Source organism: Pseudomonas sp. MRSN 12121 (assembly GCF_000931465.1).
Lineage (GTDB): Bacteria > Pseudomonadota > Gammaproteobacteria > Pseudomonadales > Pseudomonadaceae > Aquipseudomonas.
Genome location: NZ_CP010892.1, coordinates 2,168,150 through 2,193,003 on the forward strand (window position 1 = coordinate 2,168,150; position 24,854 = coordinate 2,193,003).

General features: G+C 61.9%; 22 protein-coding genes. 16 read left to right on the forward strand and 6 right to left on the reverse strand.

The genetic code is table 11. The annotated features are described in order from the left end of the window. Positions 1–29 precede the first annotated feature (29 nt). Both rlmM and tusA read left to right on the forward strand, forming a co-directional pair. The gene (gene rlmM / locus TO66_RS09890; protein ID WP_044462166.1) at positions 30–1,100 is read left to right on the forward strand and encodes a 23S rRNA (cytidine(2498)-2'-O)-methyltransferase RlmM; all 1,071 of its coding nucleotides are present in this window, start codon (positions 30–32) and stop codon (positions 1,098–1,100) included. A 143-nt stretch (positions 1,101–1,243) separates the two neighbouring features. Beyond that, positions 1,244–1,495 (forward strand): sulfurtransferase TusA, encoded by a 252-nt coding sequence (gene tusA, locus TO66_RS09895; RefSeq protein WP_007921329.1) that lies wholly within the window; start codon positions 1,244–1,246, stop codon positions 1,493–1,495. Here the strand turns inward: tusA and TO66_RS09900 are convergent. After that, positions 1,492–2,898: an MATE family efflux transporter gene (locus TO66_RS09900; protein WP_044462167.1), complete on the reverse strand. Its 1,407-nt coding sequence runs from the start codon at positions 2,896–2,898 to the stop codon at positions 1,492–1,494. The two genes, tusA and TO66_RS09900, sit on opposite strands and share 4 nt — an antisense overlap. A 179-nt stretch (positions 2,899–3,077) precedes the next feature. Here TO66_RS09900 and pdxB point away from each other — a divergent pair, with 179 nt between their 5' ends. Beyond that, a complete protein-coding gene (pdxB, locus tag TO66_RS09905) occupies positions 3,078–4,223 on the forward strand; it encodes a 4-phosphoerythronate dehydrogenase PdxB (RefSeq protein ID WP_044462168.1) in 1,146 nt (381 codons plus the stop codon). 101 nt (positions 4,224–4,324) lie between these two features. Here pdxB and TO66_RS09910 read toward each other — a convergent pair whose 3' ends face one another. Next, positions 4,325–4,504 (reverse strand): PA1571 family protein, encoded by a 180-nt coding sequence (locus TO66_RS09910; protein WP_044462169.1) that lies wholly within the window; start codon positions 4,502–4,504, stop codon positions 4,325–4,327. Positions 4,505–4,831: 327 nt separating this feature from the next. Between TO66_RS09910 and TO66_RS09915 the strand changes: the two genes are divergently transcribed. Beyond that, the gene (locus tag TO66_RS09915) at positions 4,832–6,604 is read left to right on the forward strand and encodes an ABC transporter transmembrane domain-containing protein (protein WP_044462170.1); all 1,773 of its coding nucleotides are present in this window, start codon (positions 4,832–4,834) and stop codon (positions 6,602–6,604) included. Positions 6,605–6,683: 79 nt separating this feature from the next. Here TO66_RS09915 and TO66_RS09920 read toward each other — a convergent pair whose 3' ends face one another. Further along, positions 6,684–8,612, reverse strand: coding sequence for a transglycosylase SLT domain-containing protein (locus TO66_RS09920; protein WP_044462171.1), 1,929 nt, complete (start codon positions 8,610–8,612; stop codon positions 6,684–6,686). 213 nt (positions 8,613–8,825) lie between these two features. Between TO66_RS09920 and TO66_RS09925 the strand changes: the two genes are divergently transcribed. Continuing rightward, entirely contained in the window at positions 8,826–10,745 is a 1,920-nt protein-coding gene (locus TO66_RS09925; RefSeq protein ID WP_044462172.1) for an ATP-binding cassette domain-containing protein, read from the forward strand. Between the two features lie 90 nt (positions 10,746–10,835). Here TO66_RS09925 and TO66_RS09930 read toward each other — a convergent pair whose 3' ends face one another. Continuing rightward, positions 10,836–11,273 (reverse strand): universal stress protein, encoded by a 438-nt coding sequence (locus tag TO66_RS09930; protein ID WP_044462173.1) that lies wholly within the window; start codon positions 11,271–11,273, stop codon positions 10,836–10,838. 104 nt (positions 11,274–11,377) lie between these two features. Between TO66_RS09930 and TO66_RS09935 the strand changes: the two genes are divergently transcribed. The 9 genes from TO66_RS09935 to TO66_RS09975 all read left to right on the forward strand — a co-directional run bounded on the left by TO66_RS09935 (position 11,378) and on the right by TO66_RS09975 (position 21,447). Further along, positions 11,378–11,815 (forward strand): hypothetical protein, encoded by a 438-nt coding sequence (locus TO66_RS09935; protein ID WP_044462174.1) that lies wholly within the window; start codon positions 11,378–11,380, stop codon positions 11,813–11,815. A gap of 567 nt (positions 11,816–12,382) precedes the next feature. Next, on the forward strand, positions 12,383–14,530 hold the full coding sequence (gene fadB, locus TO66_RS09940; RefSeq protein WP_044462175.1) for a fatty acid oxidation complex subunit alpha FadB: 2,148 nt from the start codon (positions 12,383–12,385) through the stop codon (positions 14,528–14,530). A gap of 29 nt (positions 14,531–14,559) precedes the next feature. Further along, the gene (gene fadA, locus TO66_RS09945; protein ID WP_044462176.1) at positions 14,560–15,735 is read left to right on the forward strand and encodes an acetyl-CoA C-acyltransferase FadA; all 1,176 of its coding nucleotides are present in this window, start codon (positions 14,560–14,562) and stop codon (positions 15,733–15,735) included. Between the two features lie 99 nt (positions 15,736–15,834). Beyond that, a complete protein-coding gene (locus TO66_RS09950) occupies positions 15,835–16,071 on the forward strand; it encodes a DUF1653 domain-containing protein (protein WP_044462177.1) in 237 nt (78 codons plus the stop codon). A 114-nt stretch (positions 16,072–16,185) separates the two neighbouring features. Continuing rightward, positions 16,186–18,798: a type I DNA topoisomerase gene (topA, locus tag TO66_RS09955; RefSeq protein ID WP_044462178.1), complete on the forward strand. Its 2,613-nt coding sequence runs from the start codon at positions 16,186–16,188 to the stop codon at positions 18,796–18,798. A 143-nt stretch (positions 18,799–18,941) separates the two neighbouring features. Beyond that, positions 18,942–19,463, forward strand: coding sequence for a DUF6586 family protein (locus tag TO66_RS09960; protein WP_044462179.1), 522 nt, complete (start codon positions 18,942–18,944; stop codon positions 19,461–19,463). Between the two features lie 50 nt (positions 19,464–19,513). Continuing rightward, on the forward strand, positions 19,514–20,548 hold the full coding sequence (locus TO66_RS09965; RefSeq protein WP_044462180.1) for a hypothetical protein: 1,035 nt from the start codon (positions 19,514–19,516) through the stop codon (positions 20,546–20,548). Further along, positions 20,549–21,103: a LemA family protein gene (locus TO66_RS09970; RefSeq protein ID WP_044462181.1), complete on the forward strand. Its 555-nt coding sequence runs from the start codon at positions 20,549–20,551 to the stop codon at positions 21,101–21,103. Positions 21,104–21,213: 110 nt separating this feature from the next. Next, the gene (locus TO66_RS09975) at positions 21,214–21,447 is read left to right on the forward strand and encodes a hypothetical protein (protein ID WP_044465990.1); all 234 of its coding nucleotides are present in this window, start codon (positions 21,214–21,216) and stop codon (positions 21,445–21,447) included. Between the two features lie 103 nt (positions 21,448–21,550). Here the strand turns inward: TO66_RS09975 and sulA are convergent, their stop codons facing one another. Together sulA and lexA are read right to left on the reverse strand one after the other, a co-directional pair. Next, positions 21,551–22,024: an SOS-induced cell division inhibitor SulA gene (gene sulA, locus TO66_RS09980; protein WP_044462182.1), complete on the reverse strand. Its 474-nt coding sequence runs from the start codon at positions 22,022–22,024 to the stop codon at positions 21,551–21,553. Positions 22,025–22,034: 10 nt separating this feature from the next. Then, a complete protein-coding gene (gene lexA / locus TO66_RS09985) occupies positions 22,035–22,643 on the reverse strand; it encodes a transcriptional repressor LexA (RefSeq protein WP_007921301.1) in 609 nt (202 codons plus the stop codon). 252 nt (positions 22,644–22,895) lie between these two features. On the opposite strand from lexA, the gene TO66_RS09990 reads away from it, so the two are divergent. Then, a complete protein-coding gene (locus TO66_RS09990; RefSeq protein ID WP_044462183.1) occupies positions 22,896–23,603 on the forward strand; it encodes a TetR/AcrR family transcriptional regulator in 708 nt (235 codons plus the stop codon). 204 nt (positions 23,604–23,807) lie between these two features. Then, positions 23,808–24,806, forward strand: a complete 999-nt coding sequence (gene nagZ, locus TO66_RS09995; RefSeq protein ID WP_171820132.1) for a beta-N-acetylhexosaminidase — start codon at positions 23,808–23,810, stop codon at positions 24,804–24,806. Positions 24,807–24,854: the final 48 nt, after the last annotated feature.

The window sequence follows — 24,854 nt, forward strand, 5'->3', positions numbered from 1 at the left end:
TTGCGCGTGATCGATTGCCAGGAGATTCGATGAACACCCTCTTTATGCACTGCCGTCCGGGCTTCGAAGGCGAAGTCTGTTCCGAAATCGCCGACCAGGCTGCGCGCCTGAACGTGGCCGGGTATGCCAAGGCCAAGCCGGGCAGCGCCTGTGCCGAGTTCGTCTGCAGCGAGGCGGATGGCACCGAACGCCTGATGCGCGAACTGCGTTTCGCCGAGCTGATCTTTCCGCGGCAATGGGCGCGGGGCGCTTTCGTCGAGCTGCCGGAAACCGACCGCATCAGCGTGATCCTGGCCCAACTGGCGAGTTTTCCGACCTGCGGCAGCCTGTGGCTGGAAGTGCTGGATACCAACGACGGCAAGGAGTTGTCGAACTTCTGCAAGAAATTCGAGGGCCCGCTGCGCAAGGCGCTGACGGCCGCCGGCAAGCTGGTGGAGGATGCGGCCAAGCCGCGCTTGCTGCTGACCTTCAAGAGCGGCCGCGAGGTCTTCGTCGGCCTGGCGGACGCCGGTAATTCAGCGATGTGGCCGATGGGCATTCCGCGCTTGAAGTTCCCCCGGGAAGCGCCGAGCCGTTCGACCCTGAAGCTGGAGGAAGCCTGGCATCACTTCATTCCCCGCGATCAGTGGGATGAGCGCCTGCACGGCGACATGACCGGCGTCGACCTGGGCGCGGCCCCGGGTGGCTGGACCTGGCAACTGGTCAACCGCGGCATGCTGGTCACCGCCGTCGACAACGGGCCGATGGCTGAAAGCCTGATGGACACCGGCCTGGTACAGCACCTGATGGCCGACGGTTTCACCTTCAAGCCCAGGCAGCCGGTGGACTGGATGGTCTGCGACATCGTCGAGAAGCCGGCGCGCAACGCGGCCTTGCTGGAAACCTGGATCGGCGAGGGGTATTGCCGCGAAGCGGTGGTCAACCTGAAGCTGCCGATGAAACAGCGCTATGCGGAAGTGAAACGCTTGCTCGAGCGGATCGAGGAGGGCTTCAAGGCGCGCGGGATTCGCGTGGCCATCGGCTGCAAGCAGCTGTACCACGACCGTGAGGAAGTGACCTGCCATTTGCGCCGGCTGGATACCAAGAAGCCCAGGTCCTGATACGGCGTGTGTCTGTAGGAGCGCAGCTCGCTCGCGATGAACGATATCGCGGGCAAGCCTCGCTCCTGCAGGGTGAGGCAATACGGCAGTTGGCGCCGCTGCCGGCATTGCGCGACAATGCCGGCCAGTTTCAGGAGTGAGTCATGAGTCAAATCATCGATACGCCGGTCGACGGCACGCTGGATGCCACAGGGCTCAATTGCCCGGAACCGGTCATGATGCTGCACCAGCATATCCGTGACCTGCAGCCTGGCGGCCTGCTCAAGGTGATAGCCACCGATCCCTCGACCCGCCGCGACATCCCCAAGTTCTGCGTGTTCCTGGACCATGAGCTGGTCGCTCAGCAGGAAGAGGCCGGCACCTATCTGTACTGGATTCGCAAGAAGTCCGGTTAACCCGCCGCCCGGCTGATACGGATCCGCTTGCGCGCACTGCGTGCCAGGCGGATCGACAGCATCAGCGCCGCACAGCTCAAGCCCGCGATCAAGCCTTCCCACAGCCCGCTCGGGCCGCTGGCAGGACCGAACCAATCGGTCAGCCCCAGCACATATCCCACCGGCAGACCGATGCCCCAATAGGCGAGCAGTGTCAGGACCATGGTCACCCGGGTGTCCTGGTAGCCGCGCAGGGCGCCCGCGCAGATCACCTGGATCGCATCGGAGAACTGATAGAGCGCGGCATACACGATCAGCATCGCGGCCACCTGGATCACCGCAGTGTCCGGGGTGTAGATCGAGGCGATGGACTCGCGCAGCAGCAGGATCAGGCTCGCGGAGAACAAGGCGAACGCCAGCGCCGCGCCCAGCCCGACACCCGCGGCGAAGCGCGCCTGGTGCGGGTTGCCGGCGCCCAGGGCCTGGCCGACCCGCACCGTGACCGCCATGCCCAGGGAGTAAGGAATCATGAACAGCAGGGAACTGATGTTCAGGGCGATCTGGTGCCCGGCGACCACCGTGGCGCCGAGGCTGCCGATCAGCAGTGCAATCACCGCGAAGATGCTCGATTCGGCGAATACCGCGACGCCGATCGGCAGGCCCACGCCCAGCAGGCGCTTGATCACCGCCCATTGCGGCCAGTCGAAACGCTTGAACAGCTGGCTGCTCTGGTAGGCCGGCGCCCAGCGGGTCCAGGCGGCCATGCCGAGCATCATTGCCCACATGACGATGGCGGTGGCCCAGCCGCAACCGACGCCGCCCATGGCCGGCACGCCGAGATGGCCATAGATGAACACGTAGTTGATCGGAATGTTCAGCGCCAGGCCGCACAGGCCCATGACCATGCTCGGCCGCGTGCGGCCCAGGGCGTCGCTGAAGCAGCGCAGGACGTAATACAGGGCCACGGCCGGCATGCCGCTGGCGATGCCGTGCAGGTATTCCATGCAGGGGCCGATCAGTTCCGGGTCGACCTTCATCAGGTGCAGGATCGGTTCGGCGTTGACCAGGATCAGACTGGCGCTCAGGCCGACTACCAGCGCCAGCCACAACGCCTGGCGCACCAGCGGGCCGATTTCGCCAAAGGTGCCGGCGCCGACCCGCTGGGCGACTTTCGGGGTGGTGGCCAGCAGGGTGCCGGTCATCAGCAGGAACACCGGAATCCAGATCGAGTTACCCAGCGCGACCGCCGCCAGGTCCCGCGGGCTGACTCGTCCGGCCATCACCGCATCGACGAAGCCCATGGCCGTGGTCGCCAGCTGCGCGATCATGATCGGCAGGGCCAGGGCCAGCAGGCTGCGCAATTCCAGGCGCACCCGGGCCGGGCGGTTGAGGGAGGAGGCGGGGGTATCGATCACGGAGTTCACAGGCGAAGCGTCCACAGGGTTGATGCGCAGGGCGGCGTATTCTACGCGTTGACGGATGGGTCAGGAAAAAACCTCTGTTGTCGATTTGTAAGCGCCGACAGCTGGCCCCGCGGCGGATTGCTCGCTGGCTCAATACGCTCATCTACGCCTAAACTGCGGCACTGCGAAAGGAGCCTGCCATGCTGATTGTTGCCGACGAAAATATTCCCCTGCTCGATGCCTTTTTTTCCGGTTTTGGCGAGATCCGCCGTTTCCCCGGGCGGGCCATCGACCGCGCCGCCATCGAGGGCGCCGATGTGTTGCTGGTGCGTTCGGTGACCCAGGTCAGCCGCGAGTTGCTCGAAGGCAGCCAGGTGCGTTTTGTCGGCACCTGCACCATCGGCACCGATCACCTGGACCTCGAGTACTTCGATGAGGCGGGCATTCGCTGGTCCAGTGCGCCGGGCTGTAATGCGCGCGGAGTAGTCGACTATGTGCTGGGCAGTTTGCTGACCCTGGCGGAAATCGAAGGCGTCGACCTGGCCCAACGCACTTACGGTGTGGTCGGCGCGGGTGAGGTCGGCGGGCGACTGATCGAGGTGTTGCGTGGCCTGGGCTGGAACGTCCTGGTCTGCGACCCGCCGCGGCAGGCGGCCGAGGAGGGCGACTATGTCAGCCTCGAGCAGATCCTCGCGCAGTGCGACGTGATCAGCCTGCACACCCCCCTGACCAAGGGAGGCGAGTTGCCGACCTGGCACCTGTTGGACAAGTCGAAACTGCGGCGCCTGCGCTCCGGCGCCTGGCTGATCAATGCCAGCCGCGGCGCGGTGGTGGATAACGCTGCCCTGCGCGAGGTGTTGCTGGAGCGCGAAGACTTGCAGGCGGTCCTGGATGTCTGGGAGGGCGAGCCTCAGGTCGATGTGGCCCTGGCCGACCTGTGCGTGCTGGCGACGCCGCATATCGCTGGCTACAGCCTCGACGGCCGGCAGCGCGGTACGGCGCAGATCTATCAGGCGCTTTGCGATTTCCTTGGGCAGCCGCCGTCGATTCGCCTGCATGATCTGCTGCCGCGGCCATGGCTGGCGCAAGTGAGCCTCGATGCCGGCAGCGATCCGGCGTGGTCCTTGGCGACGATCTGCCGGGCCGTCTACGACCCGCGCCGCGACGATGCGGATTTCCGCCGCAGCCTGGTGGGCAGCGTGGCCGAACAGCGCGCCGCATTCGACGCCTTGCGCAAGGGCTATCCGCCGCGTCGGGAAATCGACGGGCTGGCCGTGCATTTGCAAGGCGAGGCCGCCGGCCTGCAGCAGATCGTCACGGCCCTGGGAGCGGTGCTGGTGCGCTGAGCTATTGCTCCTTCGTGCCGCCTTCTGGCGTCGTGGAGGAGGAACGGCGGGCATAAAAAACCCGGCGCCGGGGCCGGGTCAAGAGGACGTGAGGCTAGGTGTCAATCTTGCTGCGCAGGCTTGACCAGTCGCTTTTCCAGTTCGCGGCAGGCGTTCTGGATCATGTCTTCGGTGATCGGTACTTCGCGGCCCTGAGCGTCGATGATGGCGCATCCCAGAGACTGGTCGGGGTGGGTACGAATCACTTCAATCTTGTCATTGCTGCTCTGTTGCAAGGACATGGCCTGTCTCCTCATCAGGTAGGGCGTCATCAGGTAGTGCGCTTACTTTAAAACCGCCAGGTGACCAAGCTGTGACAACTCCCTGCCGGGTTCACTGCGGCGTTTCGCATGAAGCATCAGTCCACCAGAAATGCCGGTGGAGTTCCACTCGGAACTTAGACCAATAGCATCTAGGCTCTAGCGTCAGTGGACATAATTAACCTGACTCATTGTGATTCAGTTTGGTTCAAGCAAAATCAGCTTCCAGCAAAGTCGGGTCCCGGCCCGATTCCCCGCGGGGCCAGGCCGCGGTGGATGGTCCGGCCCGGCTCTCAGGTAGGTTCCCGAATGAATGTCTTGCTCTCTTCGCGTCAACGCCGGGCGATCCGCCTGGCCAGCCGTTTCATCGCGCCTTATCGCTGGCAGGCCCTGGGCGCATTGCTGGCGCTGGTGGTGACCGTGGGCATCACGCTGTCCATGGGGCAGGGTATCCGGCTGTTGGTCGATCGGGGTTTCATGACTGGTTCGCCGGACCTGCTCAACCAGTCCATCGGCCTGTTCCTGCTGCTGGTGGTGGGGCTCGCGGTGGGAACGTTCGTGCGTTTCTACCTGGTGTCGTGGATCGGCGAGCGCTGCGTGGCGGACATCCGTCGACAGGTGTTCAATCACCTGATCTACCTGCATCCGGGCTTCTATGAGAACAACCGCAGCTCGGAGATCCAGTCGCGGCTGACCGCCGACACGACCTTGCTGCAGTCGGTGATCGGTTCGTCGCTGTCGCTGTTCTTGCGCAACGCGCTGATGGTGATCGGCGGCATCGTGCTGCTGTTCGTCACCAACCCCAAGCTCACCAGCATCGTGGTGATCGCCTTGCCCCTGGTCCTGGCGCCGATCCTGATTTTCGGGCGCCGGGTGCGCAACCTGTCGCGCCTGAGCCAGGACCGTATCGCCGATGTCGGCAGTTACGTGGCGGAAACCCTGGGGCAGATCAAGACGGTCCAGGCCTACAACCACCAGTCGCAGGACGAGCGACGTTTTGCCCTGACCGTGGAGGAGGCGTTCAACACGGCGCGGCGGCGCATCGTCCAGCGGGCGTGGTTGATTACCCTGGTGATCGTGCTGGTGTTGGGGGCGGTCGGGGTGATGCTCTGGGTCGGTGGCATGGATGTGATCGCCGGGCGCATTTCCAGTGGCGAACTGGCGGCCTTTGTCTTCTACAGCCTGATCGTCGGCAGTGCGTTCGGCACCCTCAGCGAGGTGATCGGTGAGTTGCAGCGCGCCGCGGGTGCGGCGGAGCGGATTGCCGAACTGCTGCGCTCGGAAAGCCTGATCCAGCCACCCAGCGAGGGGCTGCTGGCCTTGCCCGAGCGGGTGCGGGGCGAGCTGGTGATGGAAAACCTGCGTTTTTCCTACCCCTCGCGTCCGGACACTTATGCCGTCGATGGCCTGAGCCTGAGCGTCCGCGAGGGCGAAACCCTGGCGCTGGTCGGGCCGTCGGGGGCCGGTAAATCGACCATCTACGACCTGCTGCTGCGGTTCTACGACCCGGAGCAGGGGCGCATCCTGCTCGACGGCGTGCCCGTGACCCGCCTCGACCCTCAGGCGCTGCGCCGCTGTTTTGCCCTGGTCTCGCAAAACCCGGCGCTGTTCTTCGGCAGCATCGAGGAGAACATTCGCTATGGCCAGCCGTCGGCCACGGCCGAGCAGGTCAGGGAGGCGGCCAGGATCGCCCATGCCCATGAGTTCATCGAGAGGATGCCCCAGGGTTACCAGACCCATCTGGGCGAAGGTGGACAGGGGCTTTCCGGCGGCCAGCGCCAGCGCCTGGCGATTGCCCGGGCGCTGCTGGTGGATGCGCCGATCCTGTTGCTGGACGAAGCCACCAGCGCCCTGGATGCCCAGAGCGAGCATCTGATCCAGCAAGCCTTGCCCAGCCTGATGCACAACCGCACCACCCTGGTGATCGCCCATCGCCTGGCCACGGTGAAGAACGCCGACCGGATCGCGGTAATGGATCAAGGCCGGCTGGTGGCCGTGGGCACTCACCAGGAACTGATCGCCAGCAATTCACTGTATGCGCGCCTGGCGGCGTTGCAGTTCGACCAGCCGGCGTCCTCCTGAGGCGAAGGTGTCGGTCTGCCCGGCCGCCGGAAACAAAAATGCCCGCATCGTCGCGGGCATTTTCATTGGGCGCTAGCGCCTACAGATCGTCGAAATAGCGTTCATGCCAATCTACCAGTGGCTGCGGCGAATTGAGCTTCTGGCCGTAGATCACCGAATAGGACAGCACGTTCTGCACGTATTGGCGGGTTTCGTCGAACGGGATGCTTTCCACCCAGACGTCGAAACTCAGGTGGTCGGCGCCCCGCAGCCACTGGCGCACACGGCCCGGGCCGGCGTTGTAAGCGGCGGACGCGAGCACCCGGTTGCCATTGAACTGGCTGTGCACCTGGCTCAGGTAGGCGGCGCCGAGCTGGATGTTCTTGTCCGGGTCCAGCACCTGCTGCGGCGAGGCCAGCGGAATGCTGAACTTGCGCGCGGTTTCCTTGGCGGTGCCGGGCATCAGTTGCATCAGGCCGGCCGCGCCCACCCCGGAGCGGGCATCGTCCATGAACGCGCTTTCCTGGCGGGTAATGGCGAACACCCAGCTCGAGTGCAGGCCGCGGACCTTGGCTTCGCGCACCAGGGTGTCGCGGTGGGCCATCGGGAAGCGGATGTCCAGGTCGTCCCAGTATTTCGCCTGGCTGATGGTGCGGATCGCCGGGAAGTACCATTTCAGGTCGTAGGCCAGCTTGGCCTGGGCGACCATTTCGTCGCGGTTGAAGTGGCGGCTGACGTGGTACCACTCGCGACGGCCATCGACGATCTGGCCCCGGGCATGGAATTCCAGGGCCCGACGCACGCCCGGTGTATTGCGTACCTTGTTGATCACTTGCTGGCTGAGCATCAGCGGCTTGTTGTTCAACTGATACGGCAACTGGGTGCGGTCGGCGGCGAGGAAACCGTAGAAGTCGCGCTCGTTGGCCAGGCCTTTATAGAGAGCCTGGGCCTGTGGGTTCTGCGGTTCGGCCAGCTCCAGGCTGCGAGCCTGCCAATAGCGCCAGCGGTTGGTGGTGGCGAGATCCTGGGGCAGCTTGCGGGTCAACTGGTAAGCATCTTCCCAGCGGGCCAGGCGCAGCAGCAGGCGCAGGCGCCACTCGGAAACCGTGTTGTCGCGCAGCTCGGGGTCGTATTGGGTCATCACGTCCAAGCCGCGGCTGTCGAAGCGCCGTGCCAGGGTCAGGCCGATTTCCCGGGCGATCGCCACTTTTTCGTCACGCGAGAAATGCATGCTGCTGGCATAGCCGTCGAGCAGGGCCATGGCCCTGTCCGGGTCCTGGCGAGCCAGGCGGCGCAGGCCCAGGCCGACCACGTCGGACATGGCTTCGCTGGCCGGGGTGAAGCGCGAAGGCTGGCTGAGCAGTTCGGGCTTCTGCGCGACATCGATCAACAGCCGACCCTGGGGGGCGAGGGTGCTCATACCTTTGACCAGGCTGTTGGCCAGCGCGTAGTTGCGCGCTTCGGCGGCCAGTTTGGCGCGCTGCCAGCGTTTCTGCTCGGTCAACTGGCCTTCGGCAGCCCATTGCGCGAACAGCGCGTCGCAGGTGGCTGGCAGGGATTTGCCGCTCAGCCACAGCTTGTCGGTGGCGGCGTAGCCTTCAGCCTTGAGGTTGTGGCCCAGCTGATATTGCGCGTTCAGGCAATCCAGCTCGGTGAAGTTGAGCTTGGGGTCGTAGTACTTGACGAAGGTGGCCCAGTCACCGCGTTCGGCCAGCCAGCGCAGCCAGCGCAGTTTCATCCAGTTGGCCTGGGGCAGGTCGCCGTGCTCGCCGAGGAACTTCTCGATCTCGGCATTGCTGGCCGTCTTGAGCCGGGCAGTCAGCTCGTCATAGGCCAGGTAGGGCTCGAGCGGGTAGTCCGCCAGTGCCTGGCTGTAGCGGAAATACGGCCCGGAGTCGCCCTTGGCCAGGGCGCGCTTGGCTTCATCGTAGTATTGACGCTGGAGGGTGAGGTCCGCGGCCTGCGCAGAGTGCACGGCAGAGGCTGAAAGAAGCAGGCAGGAAAAAAGATTGAAAAGGCGACTGCGCATGAGACATCCGTGCAGAGAAATCATGACAAGTGCCGACGAGGCCAACACTGATTGTTCCCTAGCTTAGCCTTTTGCCAGCAACGGGTGAAAGCTTTGCCCGTCTCTCGCCGCCAGTTCGCGGCAAATGTTGTTCCGGGTGCTTCAGAGGCGAAAATGCCGGCCTTATGGGGCCTCAACTCAGGTAGAATGCGCGCCCGGTTTTTGGAGAAGCTCATGACCCTGCTCAAATTCAGCGATGTGTCCCTTGCTTTCGGCGCTATGCCGCTGTTGGACAAGGTGTCCTGGCAGATCGCCCGTGGCGAGCGGGTGTGCATCATCGGTCGTAACGGTACTGGCAAATCCAGCATGCTGAAGCTGGTCAAGGGCGATCAGAAGCCCGACGACGGTTCCGTATGGCGCACGCCCGGCCTGAAAATCGGCGAATTGCCGCAAGAACTGCCGGTGGCTGACGAGCGGACGGTGTTCGACGTCGTCGCCCAGGGCCTCGATGGCGTGGGCGAGCTGCTGGCGCAGTATCACCACCTGAGCCAGAACATCGTCACCGATGCCGACCTGGAAAAACTCATGCACGTCCAGCATGACCTCGAGGCCCGTGACGGCTGGCGTCTGCAGACGCTGGTGGACAGCACCCTGAGCCGCCTGCAACTGCCGGCCGACAAGACCCTGGCCGAGCTGTCCGGTGGCTGGCGTCGCCGCGTGCTGCTGGCCCAGGCCCTGGTGTCCGAACCGGACCTGCTGCTGCTCGACGAGCCGACCAACCACCTGGATATCGGCGCCATCGCCTGGCTGGAAGAAGCCCTGAAGGATTTCCAGGGCGCGGTCCTCTTCATTACCCACGACCGTTCCTTCCTGCAAAACCTGGCGACCCGGATTCTCGAGCTGGACCGTGGCGGCCTGATCGACTGGAACGGCGACTACGCCAGCTTCCTGGTGCACAAGGAAGCGATGCTGGCGGCCGAAGAGACCGCCAACGCGCTGTTCGACAAGCGTCTGGCCCAGGAAGAGGTGTGGATCCGTCAGGGCATCAAGGCCCGTCGTACTCGTAACGAAGGCCGGGTGCGGGCGCTCAAGGCGCTGCGGGTCGAGCGCAGCGAGCGCCGCGAACGGACCGGCAAGGCCAATATCCAGCTGGAGACCGCCGAGAAATCCGGCAAGCAGGTGATGGTCCTCGAAGACGTGAGCTTCGCCCATCCGGACGGTCCGTTCCTGGTGAAGAACTTCTCCATGGTCCTGCAGCGCGGCGATCGTATCGGCCTGCTGGGCGCCAACGGTACCGGCAAGACCACGCTGCTCAAGCTGATGCTCGGGGGCCTGGTGCCAACCAGCGGCAAGGTCGAGGAGGGGACGCGCATCGACGTGGCTTACTTCGACCAGTTGCGTCATCAACTGGACCTGGAAAAGACCGTGATCGATAACGTTGCCGAAGGTCGCGACTTCATCGAGATCGATGGCCAGAGCCGTCACGTGCTCAGCTACCTGGGCGATTTCCTGTTCAGCCCGCAGCGTGCCCGCACGCCGGTCAAGGCGCTGTCCGGCGGTGAGCGTGCCCGTCTGTTGCTGGCCAAGCTGTTCAGCAAGCCGGCCAACCTGCTGGTACTCGACGAACCGACCAACGACCTGGACGTGGAAACCCTCGAACTGCTGGAAGAAGTGCTGCTGACCTTCCAGGGCACGGTGCTGATGGTCAGCCACGACCGGGCATTCCTCGACAACGTGGTCACCAGCACCCTGGTGTTCGAGGGCGAAGGCAAGGTTCGCGAATACGTCGGCGGTTATCAGGACTGGCTGCGCCAGGGTGGTTCGCCACGCCTGCTGGGCGTGACCGAGAACAAGTCCGGCAAGGCCGAGCTGAATTCGGCGGTGGTCGCGCCTGTCGCGGCGGCACCTGCCGTGGCGCAGGAAGCGCCTGCGGCGAAGAAGAAGCTCAGCTATAAGTTGCAGCGCGAACTCGAGGCCTTGCCTGGCCAGATCGAGGCGATGGAGCAGCAAATCGCTGCCGTGGAGGCGGAAATGGCCGACGCCGGCTTCTATCAGCGTCCCGCCGCCGAGACGACGGCAGTCATCGCCCAGCTGGAATGGCTCAACGCTGAACTGGATGTGCTGGTCGAACGCTGGGCCGAGCTGGATGCCTGAGTGACCTGGTGGCAATAAAAAAGCCCGACATCGATGTCGGGCTTTTTTATAGGGAGGGGTGGTAAGCGCAGGGGCTTGCCGTCGATGGGTTCAGCGTTTGACCAGGTGCACGGCCAATACGTCGCAGGGTGCACCGTGCAGCACGTCGTTGGCGGTCGAGCCCAGCAGCAGGGCCAGGCCATGGCGACCATGGCTGCCGACCACGATCAGGTCGCACTCCTGTTCCTTGGCCAGATGATGGATTTCCTGGCGTGGCTGGCCATAGGTCAGGTGGCTGTATTCCTTGGACAGCTCAGGGTATTTGGTGATGAGGCGATCGAGGCGTTCCTTGGCCTGGTCGAACTGTTGCTGTTGCAATTGGGACAGGTCCATCGGTACGTCGCCGCCGAACGCCATGGCCATCGGTTCGACAATGTGCACCAGGGACAATTTGGCGCCGTTGCTGACCGAGAGCTCGCGAGCCCGGTGAATAACAGGATCGCACTCTTCGGTTAGATCTACGGCGACCAGAATATGGTGGTAGGGCATGAGGTGCTCCTCCTGAGGATTGCAATAGCTTCAAGTATGGCTGGTTTCAAGCGGATTGGTTCCGACCTGGATCAATCGGCTCGTCAAGAATCGGGAGTACAGATATGACGGTCTGGATAGTGGTGTCAATCCTCGCGCTGGTGTTGAGCCCGCTGGCATGGTTGCGTCCGTCGCGCCGCCAGAGCGGGCAGATAGCCCTGCGCATGGAGGCGCGACGCATGGGGTTGGCCATGCAATTGGCGCCCCAGGAGTGGCCGCACTGGATGGTTCCGCAGCCGCCGAACCCCTGTGCGCAGTACCACCGGCCGCGGCGCAGTGCGCAGGCGGCCTGCTGGGTCTATTGGCAAAGCGCGCCGGGCGTGTGGGTCAACCAGTGGCGGGAAGAATGCGAGGACGCGGCCTTGCTCGAGCAGTTCCGAACACTGCCCGCCAATGTGTTCAAGATCGAGGCTGATCGGCAGATGGTCGTCTTGTATTGGGGTGAGCGGGGCGAAGCCAGTGTTTTGCAAGACATTGCCGCGGTACTCAAGGCCCTGGCATGAGGCACTTCTGCGCTGCAATGGCGCAGAAGCAGTGAACCGCGGGCAATAAAAAGCCCGACAGAGTCGGGCTGGGGTTGGCCAGGCAGGCCGGTAAATCCTGTTGATCCCTTTGTTCCGGGGTGTGACCGGATAAATATGCCGTGATCTTACGCCTGGTTTTCGCTCGGCGTGTTCCATTTTTGCTCTAAGGTTGTGCCAGCGTAGTCGCGAGGCGTCTGCGGATGCGGTGTATTAGGGCGATTTTTCTAAAGATTGATCCTATGAATGTCGTGGAATGTGCGTGGGATATCGATGGCGCTGCCGGCCTGGAGTGACCGCGAAGTCGCGTTTCAAACAGCCTTTTGGGCGATTGACAATTGTCGGATTTTCCGTGAATGTGGCGTACCCAAATCAAACGGGCGTATGAATTGAGCGTTTGTATTAGCTGAGCGCTCCTACAGAATCCCGACTATCGCGTTGGCGGGTGTGCCTGGCGGATTGGCGTAGCATCGATGGAAACGTCGCTGTCGAGCCAGAAGTTAGCGTCCGACGTGTACTGTTCAGCTTCCATATCGTGGAGATCAGTTGATGATTTACGAAGGTAAAGCCATCACGGTTAAGGCTCTTGAAAGTGGCATCGTCGAATTGAATTTCGACCTCAAGGGTGAGTCCGTCAACAAGTTCAACCGTCTTACCCTGAACGAACTGCGTTCGGCCGTGGACGCCATCAAGGCAGATGCGTCGATCAAGGGTGTGATCGTCAGCAGTGGCAAGGACGTGTTCATCGTCGGCGCCGACATCACCGAATTTGTCGACAACTTCAAGCTGCCGGATGCCGAGCTTGTTGCAGGCAACCTCGAAGCCAACAAGATTTTCAGCGATTTCGAAGACCTCAATGTTCCGACCGTTGCCGCGATCAATGGCATCGCGCTGGGTGGCGGTCTGGAAATGTGCCTGGCAGCGGACTACCGCGTCATGTCGACCAGCGCCAAGATCGGCCTGCCGGAAGTCAAGCTGGGTATCTACCCGGGCTTCGGCGGTACCGTTCGCCTGCCGCGCATCATCGGTGCCGACAACGCCATCGAGTGGATTGCCGCTGGCAAGGAAAACCGTGCCGAAGACGCGCTGAAAGTCGGTGCCGTCGACGCGGTCGTCGCTCCGGAAAAACTTCATGAAGCCGCCCTGGCCACCGTCAAGCGCGCCATCTCCGGCGAGTTCGACTACAAGGCCAAGCGTCAGCCGAAGCTGGAAAAGCTCAAGCTCAACGCCATCGAACAGATGATGTCCTTCGAAACCGCCAAGGGTTTTGTCGCCGGCCAGGCTGGCCCGAACTACCCGGCGCCGGTCGAAGCCATCAAGACCATCCAGAAAGCCGCCAACTTCGGTCGTGACAAGGCGCTGGAAGTGGAGGCCGCAGGCTTCGTCAAACTGGCCAAGACTTCTGCCGCGCAGAGCCTGATCGGCCTGTTCCTGAATGACCAGGAGTTGAAGAAAAAGGCCAAGGCCTATGACGAAATCGCCCACGACGTGAAGCAGGCCGCCGTACTTGGCGCCGGCATCATGGGCGGCGGTATCGCCTACCAGTCGGCGTCCAAGGGCACGCCGATCCTGATGAAAGACATCAACGAACACGGTATCGAGCAGGGGCTGGCGGAAGCCGCCAAGCTGCTGGTCGGCCGCGTCGACAAAGGTCGCATGACCGCGGCGAAGATGGCCGAAGTGCTCAACGGCATTCGCCCGACGCTGTCCTACGGTGACTTCGGTCACGTCGACCTGGTGGTCGAGGCGGTCGTCGAGAACCCGAAGGTCAAGCAAGCGGTACTGGCTGAAGTCGAAGCCCAGGTCAAAGAGGACACCATCCTCGCCTCGAACACCTCGACCATTTCCATCAGCCTGCTGGCCAAGGCCCTCAAGCGTCCGGAAAACTTCGTCGGCATGCACTTCTTCAACCCGGTGCATATGATGCCGCTGGTCGAAGTCATCCGTGGTGAGAAGTCCAGCGAGCTGGCGGTCGCCACCACCGTTGCCTACGCCAAGAAAATGGGCAAGAACCCGATCGTGGTCAACGACTGCCCGGGCTTCCTGGTCAACCGCGTACTGTTCCCGTACTTCGGCGGTTTCGCCAAGCTGGTCAGCGCCGGTGTGGACTTCGTCCGTATCGACAAGATCATGGAAAAATTCGGCTGGCCGATGGGCCCGGCCTACCTGATGGACGTGGTCGGCATCGACACTGGCCACCATGGCCGCGATGTGATGGCCGAAGGTTTCCCGGATCGCATGAAGGACGACCGTCGTTCGGCCGTCGACGTGCTCTACGAAGCCAAGCGCCTGGGCCAGAAGAACGGCAAGGGTTTCTACGCCTACGAGGCCGACAAGAAAGGCAAGCAGAAGAAAGTGGCCGACCCTTCGGTGCTGGAAGTGCTCAAGCCGATCGTCTACGAGCAGCGTGAAGTCACCGACGAGGACATCATCAACTGGATGATGATCCCGCTGTGCCTGGAAACCGTTCGTTGCCTGGAAGACGGCATCGTCGAAACCGCGGCCGAAGCCGACATGGGCCTGGTCTACGGTATTGGTTTCCCTCCATTCCGTGGCGGTGCGCTGCGCTACATCGATTCGATCGGTGTTGCCGAGTTCGTTGCCCTGGCCGACCAGTACGCCGATCTGGGCGCGCTGTACCACCCGACCGCGAAGCTGCGTGAAATGGCCAAGAACGGCCAGAGCTTCTTCGGTTAAGCGCCCCCTACTAGAGCGAGAGTGAATATATGAGCTTGAATCCTAGAGACGTCGTGATTGTCGACTTCGGTCGTACTCCGATGGGCCGCTCCAAGGGCGGCATGCACCGCAACACCCGCGCCGAAGACATGTCGGCGCACCTGATCAGCAAACTGCTGGAACGCAACGCCAAGGTCGATCCGGCGGAAGTCGAGGATGTGATCTGGGGCTGTGTGAACCAGACCCTGGAGCAGGGCTGGAACATCGCGCGCATGGCGTCGCTGATGACCCAGATCCCGCACACCTCCGCGGGCCAGACCGTCAGCCGCCTGTGCGGCTCGTCGATGAGCGCATTGCACACAGCCGCCCAGGCGATCATGACCGGCAACGGTGACGTGTTCGTGGTCGGTGGCGTCGAGCATATGGGCCACGTGAGCATGATGCACGGTGTCGATCCGAACCCGCACATGTCCCTGTACGCGGCGAAAGCCTCGGGCATGATGGGCCTGACCGCCGAGATGCTGGGCAAGATGCACGGCATTACCCGCGAGCAACAGGATGCCTTCGGCCTGCGCTCCCACCAGCTTGCCCACAAGGCGACGGTGGAAGGCAAGTTCAAGGACGAAATCATCCCGATGCAGGGCTACGACGAGAACGGTTTCCTGAAACTGTTCGACTACGACGAAACCATTCGTCCCGAGACCACCCTGGAAAGCCTGGCGACCCTCAAGCCTGCGTTCAATCCCAAGGGCGGTACCGTGACTGCCGGTACTTCTTCGCAGATCACCGACGGTGCTTCGTGCATGATCGTGATGTCGGCGCAGCGTGCCCAGGACCTGGGCATCCAGCCGATGGCGGTGATCCGCTCGATGGCGGTGGCAGGTGTGGACCCAGCGATCATGGGCTATGGTCCAGTACCGGCTACGCAGAAAGCACTGAAGCGCGCGGGCCTGGGAATTGCCGATATCGACTTCTTCGAGCTCAACGAAGCTTTCGCCGCGCAGGCCCTGCCTGTGCTGAAAGACTTGAAAGTACTCGACAAGATGAACGAGAAGGTTAACCTGCACGGCGGCGCGATCGCCCTGGGTCACCCGTTCGGTTGTTCCGGTGCGCGTATCTCCGGCACCTTGCTCAATGTCATGAAGCAAAATGGCGGCACCTTTGGCGTGTCCACCATGTGCATCGGCCTTGGCCAGGGCATTGCCACCGTCTTCGAACGCGTTTAAGCGTTGCGTCGATGGAAGCCGGGGCCCAGTGCCCCGGTTTTTGTTTTCTGAAGATTTATTTGTTTTTATTTGAAAAAGATTTTGCACGAGGGCCAGAGCATGCAGTTACAACCCGGGCTCTATCAGCATTACAAGGGGCCGCAGTACCGTGTTTTCAGCGTGGCGCGGCATTCCGAGACGGAAGAAGAAGTGGTGTTCTACCAAGCCCTGTATGGCGATTACGGCTTTTGGGTGCGTCCCTTGAGCATGTTCCTGGAGTCCGTCGAAGTTGACGGCGAGCAGGTGCCACGCTTTGCTTTGGTGCAGGCCGAGGCCAGTCTTTTTTCGCCGGTCTGAGCCGGGGTCGCGCAGAACCCTGCGCTTGACCTCACCTTGTTGCCACTATATATAGCGGTGCCGCGTCAGGCGCCAACCGCCTCTCACTTCTCGAATTCAGGAATTTTCCGATCCATGGGCAAATCGCTGGTCATTGTGGAATCCCCGGCTAAGGCCAAGACCATCAACAAGTACTTGGGCAACCAATACGTGGTGAAGTCGAGTATCGGCCATATCCGAGACCTGCCCACCAGCGGTTCGGCGAGTGCCGCCAAAGAGCCTGCCGCCAAGCGTGGCAAGGCGGCTGCTGGTGAAGCGCCCGCGCTGTCGGCCAAGGAGAAGGCACGCAAGCAGCTGGTCTCGCGCATGGGCGTCGATCCGGAACACGGCTGGAAAGCCAAGTACGAGATCCTTCCGGGCAAGGAAAAAGTCATCGAAGAGCTGCGCCGGCTCGCCAAGGATGCCGACACCATCTATCTCGCAACGGACTTGGACCGCGAAGGGGAGGCCATTGCCTGGCACCTGCGGGAAGCCATTGGTGGGGATGACAGCCGCTACAAGCGCGTGGTGTTCAACGAAATCACCAAGAAGGCGATCCAGGAAGCCTTCTCCCAGCCGGGCGAGCTGGATATCGACCGGGTCAATGCCCAGCAGGCGCGGCGTTTCCTCGACCGCGTGGTGGGCTACATGGTTTCGCCGCTGTTGTGGGCCAAGATCGCCCGTGGCCTGTCCGCCGGCCGTGTGCAATCGGTCGCGGTAAAGCTGGTGGTGGAGCGTGAGCGCGAGATCCGTGCCTTCATCCCTGAAGAGTACTGGGAGGTCCATGCCGATCTCGGTACCGCCAAGGGCGCCAATGTGCGTTTCGAAGTGGCCCGCGAAAACGGCGAAGCCTTCAAGCCGCTGAACGAAGCCCAGGCCATGGCGGCCCTGGAGAAGCTCAAGGCCTCGACCTACACCATCGCCAAGCGTGAAGACAAACCGACCAGCAGCAAGCCGTCGGCGCCTTTCATTACCTCTACCCTGCAGCAGGCCGCGAGCAACCGCCTGGGCTTCGGGGTGAAGAAAACCATGATGATGGCCCAGCGTCTGTATGAAGCCGGCTACATCACCTATATGCGTACCGACTCGACCAACCTCTCGGCTGATGCCTTGACGATGGCGCGTACCTACATCGAAGAAGAGTTCGGCAACAAATACCTGCCGTCTTCGCCGAACTTCTACAGCAGCAAGGAAGGGGCCCAGGAGGCGCACGAAGCGATTCGTCCGTCCGATGTTAATACCCACCCGAGCAAGCTGTCGGGCATGGAGCGCGACGCTGAGCGTCTCTACGAGCTGATCTGGCGCCAGTTCGTGGCCTGCCAGATGCTGCCGGCGCAATACCTGTCGACCACCGTCAGTGTCGCCGCTGGCGGCTTCGAGCTGCGTGCCAAAGGCCGTATCCTCAAGTTCGACGGTTACACCCGCGTCATGCCGCAGATGAGCAAGCCGGGCGACGACGATGTCCTGCCGGACATGGCGCAGGGCGATGTGCTGAAGCTGATCAAGCTCGACCCAAGCCAGCACTTCACCAAGCCGCCGGCGCGTTACTCCGAAGCCAGCCTGGTCAAGGAAATGGAAAAACGTGGCATCGGTCGTCCTTCGACCTATGCGGCGATCATTTCCACCATCCAGGATCGTGGTTATGTAGCGCTGCACAACCGTCGTTTCTATTCGGAAAAGATGGGCGATATCGTCACCGAGCGTCTGTCCGAGAGCTTTTCCAACCTGATGGACTACGGTTTCACCGCCGGCATGGAAGAGCACCTCGACGACGTGGCCCAGGGCGAGCGTGACTGGAAAAACGTGCTTGACGAGTTCTATGGCGACTTCAAGAAGAAGCTCGAAGTGGCCGAAGGCACTGAAAGCGGCATGCGCGCCAACCAGCCGGTGATGACCGACATCCCATGCCTCACCTGTGGTCGCCCGATGCAGATTCGTACCGCGTCCACCGGTGTGTTCCTCGGTTGCTCGGGCTACAGCCTGCCGCCGAAGGAGCGTTGCAAGGCAACGGTCAACCTGGTGCCGGGCGACGAAATCGCCGCGGACGACGAAGGCGAGTCGGAATCGCTGGTGCTGCGTGGCAAGCACCGTTGCCCGATCTGCAGCACTGCGATGGACGCCTATCTGCTGGACGAGAAACGCAAGCTGCACATCTGTGGCAACAACCCGGATTGCGCGGGTTATGAGATCGAAGAGGGCAGCTACCGCATCAAGGGCTACGAAGGGCCGAGCCTGGAGTGCGACAAGTGTGGCAGCGAAATGCAGCTCAAGACCGGCCGTTTCGGCAAGTTCTTCGGTTGCACCAACCCGACCTGCAAGAACACCCGCAAGCTGCTCAAGAGTGGCGACGCGGCGCCGCCGAAGATGGATCCGGTGAAGATGCCCGAGCTGAAATGCGAGAAGGTCAACGACACCTATATCCTGCGCGACGGCGCTTCCGGGTTGTTCCTGGCGGCCAGTCAGTTCCCGAAAAACCGTGAGACCCGCGCTCCCTTGGTGATCGAGCTGATTCCGCACAAGGATGAGATTGATCCCAAGTATCACTTCCTCTGCGAAGCGCCGAAAAAGGATCCGGACGGTCGCCCGGCGGTAGTCCGCTACAGCCGCAAGACCAAGGAGCAGTACGTGCAGACCGAAGTCGACGGCAAGCCGACCGGCTGGCGCGCGTTCTACGATGGCGGTAGCTGGAAGGTCGAAGACAAGCGCTAACGTCCGTATCGGGCGTTTCCGCCAGGCCGCGCAGGCTCCTCAAGGGGCGCGCGGCCTTTCTTTTGGGCTTGCGGTTGGCCGGAGTGTTCCACGACACTGTACGGCCAGCCCGCTGTTATTTATTCGTTGTGGAGACTGCCGTCATGGCCCACGAACTCTATACCCGTACCAACCAGAAAATTTATTTTGCCGGCTTGTCGCTGGAAGCCCTGGCGCGGGCCGAAGCGGGCGGGGCGATGAATGCCCAGGCGCTGGTGCAGGCGGGACGAGAGTCGGTGCTGTTTCATCTGTACGGTGCGTTGCTTGGCCTGTGTCATGAGATCGCCGGTTTCTATCGCTTGCCGCAAGCCAACGCGTCGCGTGCGGAGTTGCTGTTGACCCGGGAAGTGCTGCACAGCATCGCCATTCCCGAGCTGGCCGAACTGGTCGAGCTGGCACATAACCCACAGACTTGGCTGGCGAAGTTGCTGGCGGCCCATTCGGCCATGTTCCAGCCGCCACGGGTGCCGCACAAACCCAAGGGCGATGTCACCCAGCCGTTGATCGTTGCCGTCAATCTCGATGAAGAAGAGCCGCCTGAATTGAGTCGGGAAGAATTGGAGCTCTGGCGGCAGAACCTCAAGGCTCTGGCGATTCGCTTCCGTGACGGCTTGAACGAGTGCTGAGCGGCGGTAGCGCAATAGCGACGTGTATGTCCCCCATTCAAGGATGATCAATGGCTGGTGCTAGAGAGGCGAATGCGCTGCCTGCGCTGTTCGATGATGTGGATCGTCTGGTAGATGCGGCCGTCTCGCCTCGGGACCTGCTCAAGGCGGTGGAGCGGATCCGCGATTTTCCCGGACCGCTGGTCCTGAGCCGCTTTGATCCCAACTCCAAAAAACTGGCCTGGTTTCTCTGCATTGCCGGCATCCTCATCTGGCCGCTGTTGATTCCCGGGATCTACCTGATGCAACGACGCGGTGCGACGCACTTTATCCATCCGGATGTGGTGCAAGGGTTATCGCGCAAGATCATCCACAAAGCGGCGCTGCTGAACACCGGCCTGAGTGATGGGACGGCTTTGGCTATGTTGACCCTGGCGGTGCTGATGGATGAGTTTGCGCACTATCGCCGGGGCAACTATTCCCAAGAACTCAAAAGTTCTTTGTCGGGCGTTTATCGTGGTGCGGTGCATGATTTGCCTTATGCGTTCCACCACTTGCATTACGTCGACAAGGAAACTTATGAGGTATCGGTTTCCGATGGCAAAGGTGGTTCTCGTCGGGAAACCAGAACCCGGTTCGTCGGCTACGACCGTTATAGCCTGGTGTTCGAGTTTCCCTGGACTGCCGAGGTGAGTGTTCGTGGTGACAGGCATCGGGCAATGGATCGCGAGCATTCCTACAAGACCACGACCAGGGAGTTCAACTCGACCTTTACATTGACGGGGGCAACCGAAATGGCCTGCGCGACTTTTGCTACGCCGGTTACGGTGCTCAAACTGTTGCAGATTGCCCGGGAATTGAAGGATGTGAACTTTGAGTTTTCCCCTCGGAACCGGCTTTGTGTGAGCTTCAGCAATGATGATGTGGTGGGCATCGAGACGTCGGCCGTGAGCCTTGCAGAGCCGGTCGCTTTTCATGCGGCCTTGATGCGTGGGGTAACCATGCCGCGTTTGAAGCCTGTGCTGGAGTTGCTGCATGAGTTCGCCGAGTTGCACGACGATAATTTCAATCTACCGAAGAACAAAACGCAGCAAATGGAGCCGTAAATGATCATCCTTCTTATAGCGATACTGGTGGCTTGGCTCCTCTGGTACTACTACAACAAGATTGTCGGTGCCGGAAACCGGGCCCAGCGCGCCTGGGCCGATGTGCTTGTGTATGAGCGGCAGAAGATCAAGGTGCTGGATGCCCTGGAGGAGCAGGCTTCCAGTTTCAAGATCTATGAAAGCAACGTGTTGGAGAAGGTGGTAGGGCTGCGTGCGGCACTGGGCAGGTTGCCTGAGGCGGCCAGTGGTGAAGCCCTGAAGTCGACACAGATGGCCACGCGGGAACTGATGGTGGGTCTGAACATGGCCTTCGAGGCCTATCCGGATCTCAAGGCGGCGGGGATCGTCAGCAGTCTGATGAAAGAAATCGTCGAGCAGCAGGCGAATATCGCGGCGGCTGTGACGGTCTTCAACCGGACCGTCGAGGAATTCAATAACTGCATCCAGATGTTCCCCAGTTCGTTCGTCAACGCGATCATCAATAAAAAGCAGGTCATTACGCCGTTTTCCGATACGGAAGCCGCCGCAAGTTTTGATTACAAGCCCAACTTTTGATGACAAATGCCTGCCGGAAGCGGTGGGCATTCAAAGAAAACCGTTGGTCCCCGCGCGAGGGTGGGGTGATGACTGATATAATCCCGGCCTTTCGTGGAGAACAGACTTTTATGCCAACGTCCTTTCTAGAAATTGTCGAATTGCCAGACGGTCGTATCGAGCTGCGCAGGGCCGAGGACGAGGGTTCCCTGGTCACTCTGGACTTTTCAGAGGATGCCAAGGCTTTCTTGCAAGGCCAGCATGTTGAAGTGGCCAAGGCCATGTTGAGCGTGGGTGTGCAGATGGCAGGTCGCCTGGTTGAAGGCGAATTGGAAAAAGAAGAGGGGCCGCGGGTTCTTCACTGAGTCCGTTTGTCGGTTTTTTCGCTGTCGTTCGTCGCTTCCTTTCGGCTTCTCAATCCTGGAGAAGCCTCGTGTCATTCAAGCGTATCCATCGACGCTTTTTCGCTCAGCCCAGACGAATATTCAGGCTTTGTGCGCCGCCTGTGCGGGCTGCGCTGATGAGCTGTTGACGGGCGCTGCTGTTCAACGGGTTGAGCCAGCTGACAACGGTATGGCTACGCCCCAGGCGCAGAGCCTCGCAAGCCAGTTGTTGCGCGCTCTGGGCGCCACGTGGATGCAGCAACAGGATCCTCTCGCGGTTCAGGCCAGCATCACGTAGCCAGGCCTGGGTCAGGCTGGCCGGAGGAGCGATCAGCGTCAACCAGCGCGCATCCTGATCCTGGCTCAGCTCCCGGAGGATAGGGGCCAGCAGGCTCAGGCAGTTCCCGGCCGCGCCGCGAAACGACAATTCACTGAAGACTTCCGGTTCGTTGCTCCAGGGCGATTCGACGACCTCCTTGAGGATCGGTGCCAGGGGCTGGGCCATGAACGCTTCGAACAGTGGCAGTTGCGCATGCTGTGGTGTGTGGGGGAACTGCATAGAGCCTCCTTTAGCGGCGAATGACGCCGACACTCAAGCCTTCGATCACCAGGTCCTGATCTTTCAGGTTGACTTCGATAGGGGCGAACTCGGGGTTTTCGGCAATCAGCCAGACTTTGCTGCCTTCGCGCTTGAAGCGTTTCACGGTGACTTCATCGCCGATACGGGCAACCACGACCTGACCATTACGGGCTTCACGAGTGGTGTGCACGGCCAGCAGGTCGCCGTCGAAGATGCCGATGTCCTTCATGCTCATGCCGTGTACCCGCAGCAGGTAATCGGCACGTGGATGGAAGAATGCCGGGTTGATGTTGCAGGACTCTTCGATGTGCTGTTCGGCGAGAATAGGTGCGCCAGCGGCTACACGGCCGATGATCGGCAGGCTGGAATCGTCGGGCTTGGCTTCGAAACCCGGGATGCGAATGCCGCGGGAGGCGCCCGGTGTCATTTCGATCGCACCTTTACGGGCAAGGGCCTTGAGGTGTTCTTCAGCGGCGTTCGGCGACTTGAACCCCAGTTCCTGAGCGATTTCCGCACGGGTCGGTGGGTAGCCGTTGTCTTCGAGGCAGCGTTTGATAAAAGCCAGAATCTCAGCTTGGCGGGGCGTCAGTTTTAGCATGTCGATCGCTCTGTCTTTTTATACAGTGACTGGAATTATATACAGTGGAAGCCGCTTGGCAATCCTCCTTTTTCCAATCACCGCCCGGCGGTCGGCTCGCCGTTGCGCCTACCTGGCGTCGCCAGGCTGGCTACAGGAAGCGGCAGGTATGGTTAAATAGCTGACTGGCCGGCCGCAAAACGGACAGTCAGGCTTGACAACACAAGGGCTGAAACGTATGTTTCAAACAAGTGTTTGTCAGGCGGAGTAGCCATGGCCCAGTCGGAAACCGTTGAACGCATTCTCGATGCTGCCGAGCAGTTGTTCGCGGAAAAAGGTTTTGCCGAAACCTCATTGCGGCTGATCACCAGCAAGGCCGGGGTCAACCTGGCGGCGGTGAACTATCATTTCGGCTCCAAAAAGGCCCTGATCCAGGCGGTATTCTCGCGCTTCCTGGGGCCATTCTGCGTCAGCCTCGATCGTGAGCTGGAGCGTCGTTCGGCCAAGCCGGACAGCAAGCCAAGCCTCGAAGAGTTGCTGGAAATCCTCGTCGAGCAGGCCTTGGTGGTCCAGCCTCGCAGCGGCAACGATCTGTCTATCTTTATGCGCCTCCTGGGCCTGGCCTTCAGTCAGAGCCAGGGCCATTTGCGACGTTATCTGGAAGACATGTACGGCAAGGTATTCCGCCGCTACATGCTGCTGGTCAATGAAGCCGCGCCGCGCATTCCGCCGATCGAGCTGTTCTGGCGCGTGCATTTCATGCTGGGTGCGGCGGCGTTCAGCATGTCGGGCATCAAGGCATTGCGCGCGATCGCCGAGACTGATTTCGGGGTCAATACGTCGATCGAGCAGGTGATGCGCCTGATGGTGCCGTTCCTGGCAGCCGGCATGCGCGCCGAAACCGGCGTGACCGACGATGTCATGGCTACGGCGCAACTCAAGCCGCGTAGCAAATCGGCTCCGGCGGTCGCCAAGGCCTGACCGGGCGGGTGGGCGCGGCAGCTTACATCCGCTAAGCTAGCCGCCCATGCCGACTCTCGTTTTCTATCTTTCTTCATTCCCTTCGCCGACCTTCGCTCGCCAGGCCTCGCCTTTGGCGACAGGCTCGTGCGTCGGTGTCATGCCGGCGCCCCTGGTGATGCCGGGCGTGCGCCTCGTTACTAAGGAATAGCTATGACCACAGCCCTGCAAGGCTCCTTGATGGTGGATGTCGCCGGTACCTGGCTGACGGCTGAAGATCGCCAGTTGCTGCGCCAGCCCGAAGTCGGTGGGCTGATCATTTTTGCCCGCAATATCGAGCATCCTCGCCAGGTGCGTGAACTCAGTGCAGCCATCCGGGCGATTCGCCCGGACCTGTTGCTGGCGGTGGACCAGGAGGGTGGTCGCGTACAACGCCTGCGCCAGGGCTTCGTACGACTGCCTGCGATGCGCGCCATCGCCGACAATCCGAACGCCGAGTACCTGGCCGAACAGTGCGGCTGGATCATGGCCACCGAGGTGCTGGCGGTGGGCCTGGACCTGAGTTTCGCGCCGGTGCTGGACCTCGACCACCAGCGCAGTGCCGTGGTGGGGACCCGCTCTTTCGAGGGTGATCCCGAGCGCGCCGCGGTGCTGGCGGGGGCCTTTATCCGGGGCATGAACAGCGCCGGCATGGCGGCCACCGGCAAGCATTTCCCCGGGCACGGCTGGGCCGAGGCGGACTCCCACGTGGCGATCCCCAATGACGAGCGCAGCCTCGACGAGATTCGCGCCAAGGACCTGCTGCCGTTCGCGCGCCTGAGCAAGCAATTGGCGGCGGTGATGCCGGCCCACGTCATCTATCCCCAGGTCGATGCCCAGCCGGCCGGTTTCTCCCGCCGCTGGTTGCAGGAGATCCTGCGTGGCGAATTGCAGTTCGACGGGGTCATTTTCAGTGATGACCTGTCGATGGCCGGGGCGCATGTAGTGGGGGATGCCGCGAGCCGTATCGAAGCGGCGCTGTCGGCCGGGTGCGACATGGGCCTGGTGTGCAACGACCGCGCGGCGGCCGAACTGGCGCTGAGCGCGGCGCAACGCCTGAAAGTCACGCCGTCGCCACGCATCGCGCGGATGCGCGGCCAGGCGTTCGCCCGTACCGATTACCGTCAGGATCCGCGCTGGCTGGCGGCGCTTGGCGCCCTCAAGGATGCCCAGCTGATCGATTGAGCCTGGTTTGCCCGGTGCCTGGCGAATACACCGGGTACCGACCCCGAG